8 protein-coding genes are annotated in these 11,774 nt (G+C 71.1%); 5 read left to right on the top strand and 3 right to left on the bottom strand.

The features are described from left to right. Both HUA74_RS10520 and HUA74_RS10515 read right to left on the bottom strand, forming a co-directional pair. The gene (locus HUA74_RS10520; protein WP_174454458.1) at positions 1–1,800 is read right to left on the bottom strand and encodes an OPT family oligopeptide transporter; all 1,800 of its coding nucleotides are present in this window, start codon (positions 1,798–1,800) and stop codon (positions 1–3) included. Continuing rightward, the gene (locus HUA74_RS10515) at positions 1,797–4,058 is read right to left on the bottom strand and encodes a PAS domain S-box protein (protein ID WP_141647412.1); all 2,262 of its coding nucleotides are present in this window, start codon (positions 4,056–4,058) and stop codon (positions 1,797–1,799) included. Before HUA74_RS10515 ends, HUA74_RS10520 begins: the two co-directional genes overlap by 4 nt. Before the next feature lie 282 nt (positions 4,059–4,340). Here HUA74_RS10515 and HUA74_RS10510 point away from each other — a divergent pair, with 282 nt between their 5' ends. The 4 genes from HUA74_RS10510 (at position 4,341) to HUA74_RS10495 (ending at position 9,563) form a co-directional block, all read left to right on the top strand. Next, entirely contained in the window at positions 4,341–5,750 is a 1,410-nt protein-coding gene (locus HUA74_RS10510; protein WP_141647411.1) for a serine/threonine-protein kinase, read from the top strand. A 248-nt stretch (positions 5,751–5,998) separates the two neighbouring features. Further along, positions 5,999–6,985, top strand: coding sequence for a hypothetical protein (locus HUA74_RS10505; RefSeq protein ID WP_174454457.1), 987 nt, complete (start codon positions 5,999–6,001; stop codon positions 6,983–6,985). 135 nt (positions 6,986–7,120) lie between these two features. Next, positions 7,121–8,362, top strand: a complete 1,242-nt coding sequence (locus HUA74_RS10500; RefSeq protein WP_174454456.1) for a serine/threonine-protein kinase — start codon at positions 7,121–7,123, stop codon at positions 8,360–8,362. Between the two features lie 202 nt (positions 8,363–8,564). Further along, positions 8,565–9,563 (top strand): sensor histidine kinase, encoded by a 999-nt coding sequence (locus HUA74_RS10495; protein ID WP_174454839.1) that lies wholly within the window; start codon positions 8,565–8,567, stop codon positions 9,561–9,563. Here HUA74_RS10495 and HUA74_RS10490 read toward each other — a convergent pair. After that, the gene (locus HUA74_RS10490) at positions 9,502–10,077 is read right to left on the bottom strand and encodes a cysteine dioxygenase family protein (protein ID WP_174454455.1); all 576 of its coding nucleotides are present in this window, start codon (positions 10,075–10,077) and stop codon (positions 9,502–9,504) included. The genes HUA74_RS10495 and HUA74_RS10490 overlap by 62 nt on opposite strands. 124 nt (positions 10,078–10,201) lie before the next feature. Here HUA74_RS10490 and HUA74_RS10485 point away from each other — a divergent pair, with 124 nt between their 5' ends. Next, entirely contained in the window at positions 10,202–11,680 is a 1,479-nt protein-coding gene (locus HUA74_RS10485; RefSeq protein ID WP_174454454.1) for an FAD/NAD(P)-binding protein, read from the top strand. Positions 11,681–11,774: the final 94 nt, after the last annotated feature.

Below are 11,774 nucleotides of genomic sequence, written 5' to 3'. Positions count from 1 at the left end.
CTACGCCATGAGGCCCAGCAGCTTGAGCGCGCCGATGAGCACGCCCACGAGCGACTCCGCGGCAATCGCGCCCGCTGCCAGCGCGGGCACATTGCGCCCCGTCGCCTGCGGCCAGCGCCACCGCGCCACCGCCGCCATCGCTCCACCCAGGCACAGCGTCACCGCGAAGTAGGCGGGCAGGATGAAGCCGATTCCCATCGCCACTGGTGAAGGCATCCACCGCGCCGCCCGGCCTCGCGCCAACACCGTCAGGAGCGCGCCGACACCCGCCGCCACGCCTCCCGCCAGCGCCGCGTTCGGCGGCAGGCCCGCGAGCCCCTTCACCGCCAGCTCCGCCACCGCGCGGAACTGATGTGAGAACGGCGCGGGCAACGCCTCCGAGCCCAATCCATACGCTCGCGTCAGCAGCAGATACGCCGGCACGCTCACCAGCGACCCCGCCAGCACTCCCACCAACTGCGCCCCGAGCATCCTCCGTGGCGAGGCCCCCAGCAGGTGCCCAGCCTTGAGCGCCCACATGCTCACGCCCGTCTGCGCCGCCGCCCCGGACACCACACCGCCCACCGCGATGTTCGGCGCCACCGCCCCAGGCAGCAGCACCCCGGCCGCCACCTGCGAGAGCTGCCCCACCTGCGTCACCGGCGACACATCCACCTGTCCCGCGCCACGCGCGCACACCGCGCACAGCGGCAGCAACACCACCAGCGCCAGCAACACCTGCGGCACGCTCATCCCAAACAGGCCCACGCCCAGCGCCAGCGTCACCACCGCCGCCGCGCCGCCGCTCAGCCACGCCCACCGAGGGAGCGTTCCACTCCGCTTCAGTGAGCCCAAATCCTTCGCCGCGCCCCAGAAGTCCCGGGCCTGCGCCGCGAGCGACACCACCGCCGAGCCCACCAGCAACCCCACGCCCGGCCACGTGAGCCAGCCGAGCAGGGAGTCATAGGTCGCGTCCTTCACCGCGCCCGTATTCAAGAGCCACGGCGCGAGCACGCCCCACCCCACCAGCGCCCCGGCCAGCATGCTCAAGCCCAGGTGCAACCCCGCCATCATCCCCACCGCGAGCAGCATGGGGCTCCACGCCAGACCCCACGTCAGCGACGCGGTCGACACCCCGCCCACCGAGCCCGGCGCCGCCACCATACCGGGCAGCTTCTGGAGCACATCGCGCACCGCCGTGATTGCCGCGGACACCCCCGCCGCCACCGCCAACCACACCCCGCGCCCGCGATTCTCCTCGGGCGCCGAGGCATGCATCGCGGTGATGAGCTCCGCCGTGGTGATGCCGGTGGGAAAGGCCAGCGCCTCTTCCTCCATCAACCGCCGCCGCAACAGGTGCGCCGCCAGCACGCCGAGCACCCCCAGCGCCACGCTCCACACCGCCACTCCCACGCCGGGCACGTCCAACCCCAGCAGCATCAGCGCGGGCAGCGGCCCCAGGAGCCCCGCGGCCGCCGGCATCGCGCCCACCGACACCGCTGTCACCTGCGTGAGGTTGTTCTCCAGCGGCGTGTACGGCGAGCCGCGCCTGCGTGACACCGCCGCGAGACCACCGAAGCCCAACACCGCCGCCGTGACGGAGCCGCTCTCCCACCAGCCCAGCTTCAACCCCATGGACACGTTGGTGACGGCCAGGAGCGCGCCGACGACGAGCCCCATCCCCAGCGCACGCGCGGTCCCCTCCCTCGGCTCGCGGACAGGGGACGGTGCTTCATCGGAGACCGCCGCCAGACGCGTCTCGCCGGCGACCTCGGGAACAACAGGAGTGGAGGACACGATGGGTTCCAGGGGACTGCTCATCTGCCCGCCTCCGCTGAACGACCCACCAACTCCCGGAGCTGGGTGAGGTCCAACGGCTTGGAGATTTTCAGATTGGGCACGTCGCGCAGGAAGGACACCGTGCGCGGGGTGAAGGCGCCGCCCGTCATGAACACCATGCGGCCCGCCTGCTCCGGCACGCTGCGCCCCAGCTCGTGGTACAGGTCCATGCCCGTCATCCCCGGCATCATCACATCGCAGAGGATGAGGTCGAAGCGGCTGCCCTCGTTGAGCAACCTCAGCGCCGCCTGCGCGCTGTTCGCCGTGGCGACCTCATGGTCCGCCGCCAGCGAGCGCTGGAGCGCCAACGTCACGTTCGGCTCGTCATCCACGACGAGGATGCGCGCCCGCGCATTGACGGCCACCACCGCCGTCAGCCTCGGCAGCACCTCCAGCTCCCGCGTTGCCGCGCGCAACACCACGCGGAAGGTGCTCCCTTTGCCCGGGTCGCTCTCCGCATGGATGGAGCCGCCCATCGACTCGATGATGCCGTGGCAGATGGACAGCCCCAACCCCGTGCCCACGCCCACGGGCTTCGTGGTGAAGAACGGGTCGAAGATGCGGTCCATCACCTCGGGCGACATCCCCATGCCCGTGTCCCGCACCTCCACCAGCACCCGGCCGCGGTCTCCCGCGCGGATGACGACGCGGATTTCATGCTCGTGCTCCGGCGAGCGGTCCTCCGGAATCGCCTGCGCCGCGTTCAGCAGCAGGTTGAGGAACACCTGGCACAGCCGCGACTCGCTGGCCTCCACCGGGGCCACCGGCTCGAACTCCGTCACCAGCCGCGCGCGGTGGCGGATGACGTTGTCCGCCATCTTGCACGCCAGCTCCACCGCGCGGCGCACGTCCACCGGCATCAGCCGCACTTCCTGCTCGCCGCGCGCGAAGACCTTCAAGTCGCGGACGATGGTGGCGATGCGCTCGGCGCCCTCGGTCGTCTCGCGCACCAACTGCTGGAGCGAGGCGATGGCCGCCGCGGGCACCTGACTCTCCATCCGCTCCAGCCCCTCGCGCACCAGGTGCAGGTTGACGAGCATGTAGGCCAGCGGGTTGTTGATTTCGTGCGCCACGCCCGCGCCCAGCGTGCCCACCGACGCCAGCCGGTCCGCCACGACGAGGTGCGCCTGGAGCTGCTTTCGCTCCGACGTGTCGCGGTGGACCATGATGTTGGCGATGGTGCGCCCCTCGCTGTCGCGCAGCGGCACGACGACGGATTCGCACCAGCAGGTGGTGCCGTCGTGGCGCTTGAACTCCAGCTCCCCCGTCCACCGCCCCTGCTTCTCCAGCGCGGCGAGCACCATGCCGGTGAGCCGGTCCGGCTCCTCCGGATGCAGCACGCGGAAGAGCGTCTGTCCCAGCGCCTCCGTCTTGTTGCGGCCGAACATCCGCTCCGCGCTGGCGTTCCAGTCGATGATGCCGCCGCCCAAATCGGTAATCACCACGCCGTCGTAGATGCTCTCGAAGATGAGCGCCTGACGGTTCAGCTCCTGCTCGGCCTGCTTGCGCGCGGTGATGTCCATCACCGTGCCCGTCACCCGCGCCGGCATGCCCGACGCGTCGCACAGCACGTCACCCTTGCAGGAAATCCACCGCCACCCGCTGCCCTGTGGCTCGATGCGGTACTCCACGTCCACCTGCGTCTTCTTCTCCAGCGCGGTGGACAGGGCCTCTCGCACGCGCGGCAGGTCGCCGGGGTGCACCACCTCCTCCAGCTCCATGGCGCGGCCGGACAGCTTTCCCACCGCCAGCCCCAACAGCCGGTCCACCTGCTCGCTCCACGTCACCCGGCCGCTCTGCGCGTTCCAATCCCAGATGCCCACGCGCGCGGCGGACAACGCCTGCCGCAGTTGCTCCTCACGCTGCTCCAAGAGCTCCCGCTTGGAGAAGCGGAACACCGTGACGGTGCCAATCTGGAGCCGGTCTCCCTCTTGAAGCTCCGCCGTGGCGATGGGCGTGCCGTTGAGCAGCGTGCCGTTGGTCGACTCCAAATCCGTGACGTGGCAGCCCCCGTCGAGCGCGCGGATGATGCGGGCATGCTTTCGCGAGACGCCGTGGTCGTCGATGCGCACCGTGGCTTCGGAGCCTCGGCCGATGATGTGCTCGCCGGGCTCCAGCCGGTACGCCTTGCCGATGGCCGCGGGCGTGGTGGTGCTGATGAGGATGAGGCAGGCACCCGTCGAGGAAGGCGGAGCCAGCGCCATGCCGGCGCAGGTCGTGAGGTCATCCAATGTCGTCATCAAGAGGCCCCCCGGCACCACGCGCCGCTTCCGTCCACCCGACCTGCCCCGACTCGCACGCGTGATGTCACGTCCCGAGAATCCAGCAGTCCCCAGCCACGGCGTCCAACCACCCGGGGTGTTGGGGCGTCCGAGCATTCGCAAGGCAACATCTGCCCCCGCGCACCCCACCCGAGGTGATGGGTGGTGAACGCATGGCGGGGATTGGCGCGACGCGGCGGTCGCTTCGGGCCCGGGGCATGCAGCAGGGCTCCAGGGTGGGTGGTAGGGTGCTGACCACACATGGCGGCCGACTCCGAGAGCACGTTCCGCATCCAGGCACGGGCGGATCTGCATGGCTCCGAGCGAGGTCGTGGCGATGCGGGCCGAGGTGAACGGGGCCCTGGCACGCTTGCGGGCGAGTACATCCTCAAGGCCCTGCTCGCCTCCGGTGGACACGGCAGCGTCTACGAAGCCGAGCACCGGATTCTGGGCCGCCGCGCCGCGGTGAAGGTGCTGCATCCGCACCTGGCGGATCAGGGCGAGATGCTCAAGCGCTTCGTGCGCGAGGCCCGCGTGGTTAACCAGATTCGCCACCCCAACATCGTGGATGTCTATGACTTCGGGCTGATGCCGGACGGCAGCCCCTACTACGTCATGGAGCTGCTCGCGGGCCGGACGCTGGGCCAGGTGGTGCAGGAGCGCGGCCGGCTCTCCGCGTCCCGCGCGCGCGCCTACCTGGAGCCCGTGTGCGGCGCGCTGGAGGCCGCGCACCGCGCCGGCGTCGTCCACCGCGACTTGAAGGCCAGCAACATCCTCGTCGTGGAGGAGGGCGAGAAGCCCCGGGTGAAGCTGCTCGACTTCGGCATCGCCAAGCTGATGCACGCGGAGCCCTCGCAGGAGGGCCTCACCATCGCCGGCCAGCGGCTGGGCACCGCGCACGCCATGGCGCCCGAGCAGTTCCGCGGCTCCACCATTGGCCCGTACACGGACATCTACGCGCTGGGCGTGCTGCTGCACCAGTTGCTCACCGGCCGCTACCCGTTCCTCTGCGAGGACCGGATGGAGCTGGAGCGGCTGCACCTGGAGGCCCCCGCTCCCCGGCCCAGCGCCATCGCGCCGGTGTCCCCCGCCGTGGACGCGGTGGTGCTGCGCTGTCTGGAGAAGGACGCCAGCCGGCGCTTCAGCAGCGTGGGCGCCTTCCTCGCCTCGCTCGCCGACGCCGCGGAGGAGCCCGTGCAGCCCGCGAACCGCTCCCGGCTGGCGCTCGCCGTCCACGCGGAGGTGATGCTGCCCTCCGCCGCCCAGGACGACGACGCGATGTACGCCGTGCTCGCGGATGTGCTGGACGGACTCGAGCAGGGCCTGCGCGGCGGCGGCTTCCTGCTCGCGCTCCAGTCCGGCACCACCCTGCTGGCCGTGCGCCCCCTGGAGAACGGGGCGCCCACGCCGGAGCGCACCGCGTACCTGCGCGAGGCCGAGCGCTCCCTGCGCATCCTCCAGCAGGCCGCGCAGAAGCTCGCCGACCCCGTGGATGCCCGCGTCCACCTGTGCCTGCACCTGGGCCAGGCCGAGACGCGCGGCGACACCGGAGAGTCCGAAGTCGTGGGAGGCCCCGTCACCGACGTGGGCGCCTGGCGACTGCGCGGACCCGAGGGCTTCGCCCTCACCCCCGCGGCGGCCTTGTCCCTGGAATTCCCGGAACCAATCTAGGCCTCCCGGAAATCACAGACATCCGTTGATTCCATTTCATCCAGGACTGCCTGAGTCCTGGACCTTACAGCCTGACTGTTGTGATTCAGCTTCCATGGGAAAATTATTTCCCATGCGGCATGCAAAAGCCTGAAACCCCGGCAAATCTTGTCGAACCCATCAGTTACAGCGGCATTCTTTGGGAGTGCTGAAACAGGTGGGCGGCAAGGTGGTCAGCGAACGCTGACTGCCACACACGGGGGAAAAGCATGCACCGCACACCAGCTTCGCCGTCGCGTCGTCACACCACCGCTCTCCAACTCCACGCCCGGGGATGGCTCGCGGGGCTCCTGAGTCTGGCGCTTGGAACGGGGGCCTGTGGCGTGGGGGTGGAACCGGTGGGAGATGACCTCGGGCACCTGCGACAAGGCCAGCTGTCCACGAATGGCCTGTCGACAAATGGCCTGTCCACGAATGGCCTGTCGACAAATGGCCTGTCCACGAATGGCTTGTCCACGAATGGCCTGTCGACAAATGGCCTGTCCACGAATGGCTTCGTGACCTGGTTCAACCAGGATCCGGCGACGGCGGACTCGGTGATGGCCTACGTGGTGACGTGCGCGGTGCAGGCGGGGGTGGCGCGCCAGTTCACCAATCCGGTGACGGGAATCACACACATGTGGCTCGGAGCGCTGGGGCTGGCGCCGCGCTGGGCCTCGGGGCTGCCGGCGACGGAGGTGGAGCAGCAGGTGGTCTCCGCCTGCCTCGCGGCGCACGCGAACAAGTACGGCCTCCACGTGCCCATCTCCGTGCTGGGCCTCACCACGTCCGAAACGAACGCGCCCATCCCCTACACGGCGGAGGAGCTGGCCACGTACAACCAGCAGGAGGCGTGCTTCTTCGGCAACCTGTTCGACGGCACCGGCGTCTTCGCGGCCAATGACCAGCCCTACCTGTCCGCGGACAAGAGCACCCCGCGCACGTGTGGACTGGCGTCGGGCCCCACGCAGGCGTGCCCTCCCATCACCCACGTGGGCATGTGCGCCACGCTGTGCCAGCCCGCGGTCGTCGGCACCACGCCCCAGCCCTACTACGAGAGCTGCGCGTACAACGGGAAGTCGTACCGCCCCATCACCGCGCGGATTCGCTCGCAGGAAATCTATCGCTGCGGCGACGGCATCTGTCAGTTCACCGAGCGCTGCGGCACGGACACCACCGCGTTGAGCTGCCGCGCGGATTGTGGCACGTGCCCCTGAGGGCGGACCGTTGGTCTTCCACGACACAGTCCGCGCCGGCGTGTCGGGCCCCCGGGCCCCCGCCGGTGGGGACATCCCAATGGGTGGTGTTAATCTCTCCCCATTCCCGAGGTCGGGCCGGACACGGGAGGTGGCATGAACGGTCTTCACGTCCTGGACGCGCCCGAGGGCACGGACATCGCCGGTTACACGGTGGAAGGACTGCTGGGCGCGGGCGGCTGCGGCGTGGTGTATCGGGCCACTCGCGACGGACAGGCCGTGGCGCTCAAGCTCCAGTCGCTGGCGCAGTTGGGCGGCTGGGCCCGGCGCGAGGTGGCCATCCTGACGCGGCTGGCGCACCCCAACGTGGTGGGCTTCCGCGAAGGCGGCCTGTTCCCGCCGGAGGCGCCCGAGTGGCTCTATCTGGCGATGGAGTACGTGCGCGGGCGCCCGCTGGCCCAGTGGGTGGAAGAGGAGAACCCCGGGGCACGGAGCGCGGCGCGGCTGGCGCTGGGGATGGGGCGAGGACTGGAGGCCGCGCACGCGGCGCAGGTGCTCCACCGCGACATCAAGGAAGCCAACGTGGTGGTGCGCGAGGAGGACGGCACGCCGGTGTTGATGGACTTCGGCGTGGGGGACTACTCCGGAGCGCCCCGACTGCCGCGCGGCGTGCTGCCCCCCGGAACCCCGCGCTACCGCAGCCCGGAGGCCCTGGCCTTCCGCCGCGAGGGCCGCGACGGCGTGTACCCGGCCACCATCGCGGATGACCTGTATGCGCTCGGAGTCGTCCTCTACTGGATGCTCACCGCGCGCTACCCCTTCGAGCAGGTCGAGACACCCGAGGGAGAACTGGCCGTCATCCACCACCCTCCGGTGACGCCGTACGTGCTCAACCCCCGGGTGCCGTGGGAACTCAGCGAGCTGTGTCTGCGGCTGCTCTCCAAGCAGCCCTGGCGCCGGGGCACCGCGAGAACCTGGTGCGAGGCCCTGGAGACCGCGCTCGCCAGCGCCGACGCGGCGTGGGAGCAGCCGCTGTTCCCGGACGCCGCCGAGCTCCCACCCGACGGCCCAAGCCCGCGGACCCCGTCGCGAGGACGGCGCTCCAGCCACTCCGGGAGGCTGCCCGCGATTCAGACCGTCGAGCCCCTGGCCGAAGCGGAGCCGCCAAGACTCGTGGTCCGGGCGCGGCCGGTGACGCGGACGCGTCGCGCCATCGAGTTACCGCGCGCCCTGCTGGCACTGGGCGTGGGGGTCTGCCTGGTGGGCGGCGTGGGGTGGTGGGCGCGGCGCTGGCTGCCCTCGGTGCTCGCGGTGACGTTGAGCAGTCGCGCGCGAGCGCCGGAGCAGAGCGGGGCCTCCCATCCCCACCTCCGAGAAGCACCCACACCGGCGCGGTGACACGCGGACCTTCCACTCGCCAACGCTGTCGGAGTCCGTTGGGAGCGCGGGCGTCGACTAACCATCTGGACGGGCACCCACCCTCGCGCGGGCCGACATCGGCTCCTTGCCCGACACGGCCCGGCGGTGTTGACTGGGAAGGTCCGCTCCGCCTCCGCGCGCAGCACTCGGGACGGACACCTGACGCCGGGACCGCGACGTGATGACGCTACGAGCCAGGGTGCTGTTGATGTCAGCGGTGGCGCAACGGCGCGGCACGCTGCGCCGCGCCTTCCAGACTCGCGCGGGATTTCCACACGGAGCGGAGCGTCCAGGGACGGACCTCACCCGCGAGGCCGGCGAGTCGGGCAGGCGGTTGGAGGAGACGGTGCGGGAGCGGACCGCGGAGCTGGAGGCCGCCAACGCGAAGCTGTCCCGCAGCCTGGAGCAGCTGCACGCCACCCAGGCTCAGTTGCTCTTCGCGGACCGGCTCATCGCCCTGGGCCGCATCGCCGCGGGTGTCGGGCACGAAATCAACAACCCCCTCGCCTTCATCCTCAGCAACCTGGAGTACATCCACCAGGAGCTCCAGCAGAAGGAGCAGCTCCCCGAGCGCGAGCGCCAGGAGGTGCTGGAGGCGCTGGCGGAGACGCGCGACGGCGCCGAGCGCATCCGCCTCATCGTGCGTGACTTGCAGACGCTGTCGCGCTCGGAGGACGTGGGCAGCGGGCCCTCGGACGTGGGCGCGGTGGTGCGCACGGCGGCGAAGATGGCCATGCATGAGCTGCGGCACCGCGCGCGACTCGTCGTCGAGTGTGACGGCGTGCCGCCCGTGCAGGGCAACGGCTCGCGGCTGGGGCAGGTATTCCTCAACCTGCTGCTCAACGCGGCGCAGGCCATCGTCCCCGGTCAGGTGGAGGTGAACGAGGTGCGCGTCGTGGCGCGCGAGGCGATGCCCGGCCGCGTCGCCGTCGAGGTGCGCGACACCGGCTGCGGCATCTCCCCCGAGCACCGCGAGCGCATCTTCGACCCGTTCTTCACCACCAAGCCCCTGGGCGTGGGCACCGGCCTGGGCCTCGCGGTGTGTCACGGCATCGTCACGTCCCTGGGCGGCACGCTGACGGTGGAGAGCGCGCCCGGTCAGGGCAGCATCTTCCGCGTCACCCTGCCCGTGGCCGGCGCCTTCGCCCAGCCCCCACGTCAGCTGGACGCGGCGGTTTGAGCGACGCCACCTGGTCGTCGTAGGGCGTCATGCCCTCCATCGGCGGCGCATAGAGGTGCAGTGACACGGCGCCGCGCCGCGACGTGTTGAGGACGCGGTGGATGGTGTCCGACTCCTCGAGCAGCAGGTCCCCCTCCGCCGCGCGCAGGGACACGTCGGGCACCAGCCTGTCTCCAGCCCACGCGTAGCGCGTCTCCCGCAGCTCGCCTCGCACCAGCAGGGACACACCCGACGAGCCTCCGTGGTCATGGACGAGCGAGCCCTGGCCCGGGCCCCAGCACACCAGCAGCAGCTCGCACGCCCGCGTCTTCGCCAGCGTCTTGCGCACGTAGCGCGCGGGGTCGAACTCGACGAACGACTCCAGCAGCCCCCAGTCGGGCCGGCTGTCGCGAAGCCTCTCCACCAACCACGACAGCGAGGGAATGGACCCGCGTCGCTCGGGCAGGGGCCAGCCCAGCAGGCTTCTCGCGTCCGGGACTTCTCCGTCCCAGTCTTCATTGGGGCGCTCGCGCAATGGATCCTCCCGGGATGTGCGTGGGAGTGTGGACACGCTCTCGTACCGCGACCAGGGGTTGGCATTCGATTGTCCACGCACATCCACGGATGCCGCTGGACGGGAGCGGACATAGGATTGCGGCGTGCAAGTTCAGAGCAGCCCTTGGGACGTGGCCGTGGTGGGGGGCGGGGCCAGCGGAACGTTGTTGGCCATCCACCTCTTGCGGCAAGCACGCGCGCCGTTCCGGATTCTCCTGGTGGAGCGCGGCGGGCGGGTGGGACAGGGGCTTGCCTACTCGACCCGGAGTCAGCGTCACCTGCTCAACGTCCCCGCCTCGCGGATGGGCGCCTTCGCGGACGAGCCCGAGCACTTCCTGCGCTGGCTGCGCCAGGAAACACCCGACACGGAGGCCGGCGACTTCGTCCCCCGCCTGCGCTACGGCCAGTACCTGGAGGCCGTGCTGAAGGAGACCGTCGCGCGCGCTCCGCCGGGCGTCCAGTTGGAGACGCTGGCAGGCGAGGTGACGTCCACCCGGGAGCATGGCGGACTGGTGACGCTGTCGACGCGGAGTGGCGGAGAGCTCGTCGCGCGGACGGTGGTGCTGGCGCTGGGCAACGCGAGCCCCGCGGACCTGCGCGTGGCGGACGGCGGACTGTATGCGAGCCCGCGTTATCACCGCTCGCCGTGGGCACCGGATGCGCTGGCGGGCATTGGCGAGCACGACGCCGTGCTGCTCATCGGCACGGGCCTCACCATGGTGGACGCCGTGCTGTCGCTGGAGGAGATGGGACACCAGGGCCCGCTGCACGCGCTGTCGCGGCACGGGCTCCTGCCGCACCGTCATCCGCGCGCGGCGGCCCCGGGGACGTATGCGTCGCCCGGCATCCGCGACGTGCTGCGCGCGCTGCGCCGCGAGGGACTGCGCGCTCCGGAGCCCTCCCATCCCATCCCCGTGAGGGTGCGCGCGCTCTTGCGCGTCCTCCGCCACGAGGTGCGGCTCGCGACACAGGCCGGGGCGAGCTGGCGCGCGGTGGTGGACGCGCTGCGGCCCGTGACGGTGCCCCTGTGGCAGCGGCTGGATGACGGGGAGCGCAGGCGCTTCCTGCGGCACCTGCGCGCCTATTGGGACGTGCACCGCCACCGGATGGCGCCGGATGTCGGCGACGGGGTGGAGCGGCTCAGGGCCCAGGGCCGGCTCGCGCTGTCCGCGGCCCGGGTGCGCGGCTTCCAACTGGACGACTCCGGCACGGTGCGGGTGAGCGTGCGGCGCCGGGGCGAGCGGCGGGAGGAGCAGCTCCAGGTCCACCACGTGGTCAACTGCACGGGGCCGGAGGGCTCTGTCACCCGCCATGGCCACCCGCTGCTCAAGCACCTGGCGGAGGCGGGCCGGGTGCGCCCGGATGCGCTCGGCCTGGGCCTGGACACCGACCGCCACGGGGCGCTGCTGGACGCGCGCGGACATGCCGGGGGCCGCCTCTTCACCCTGGGCCCCCTGCGGCGCGGAGAGCTGTGGGAGACCACGGCCGTGCCGGAGATTCGCACCCAGGCCCGTGCCCTGGCCGAACACCTCCTCAAACGCCTGGGCCACGGCTTCGTCGCCCCCCGCCGCAGCGCCGGCTGAGCCCGGACTGGCAGTGAAGCCTATCCAAGGATGGGTGGAAATCCCTGGAGCCGGGGTTTCGTGCGAGGCTTCGGCCCGCGTTACTCCCCCTCAT

Source organism: Myxococcus sp. CA051A, assembly GCF_013336705.1.
GTDB lineage: Bacteria > Myxococcota > Myxococcia > Myxococcales > Myxococcaceae > Myxococcus > Myxococcus llanfairpwllgwyngyllgogerychwyrndrobwllllantysiliogogogochensis.
The sequence above is the reverse complement of the archived record's forward strand: the minus strand, read 5'-3'. Positions and strand labels throughout refer to the sequence as shown.

Bases quoted from the DNA above. Each gene is read 5' to 3' on its own strand.
- HUA74_RS10500 (WP_174454456.1), top strand. From the start codon at position 7,121: ATGAACGGTCTTCACGTCCTGGACGCGCCCGAGGGCACGGACATCGCC.
- HUA74_RS10510 (WP_141647411.1), top strand. From the start codon at position 4,341: ATGGCGGCCGACTCCGAGAGCACGTTCCGCATCCAGGCACGGGCGGAT.
- HUA74_RS10515 (WP_141647412.1), bottom strand. From the start codon at position 4,058: ATGACGACATTGGATGACCTCACGACCTGCGCCGGCATGGCGCTGGCT.
- HUA74_RS10520 (WP_174454458.1), bottom strand. From the start codon at position 1,800: ATGAGCAGTCCCCTGGAACCCATCGTGTCCTCCACTCCTGTTGTTCCC.
- HUA74_RS10505 (WP_174454457.1), top strand. From the start codon at position 5,999: ATGCACCGCACACCAGCTTCGCCGTCGCGTCGTCACACCACCGCTCTC.
- HUA74_RS10495 (WP_174454839.1), top strand. From the start codon at position 8,565: ATGACGCTACGAGCCAGGGTGCTGTTGATGTCAGCGGTGGCGCAACGG.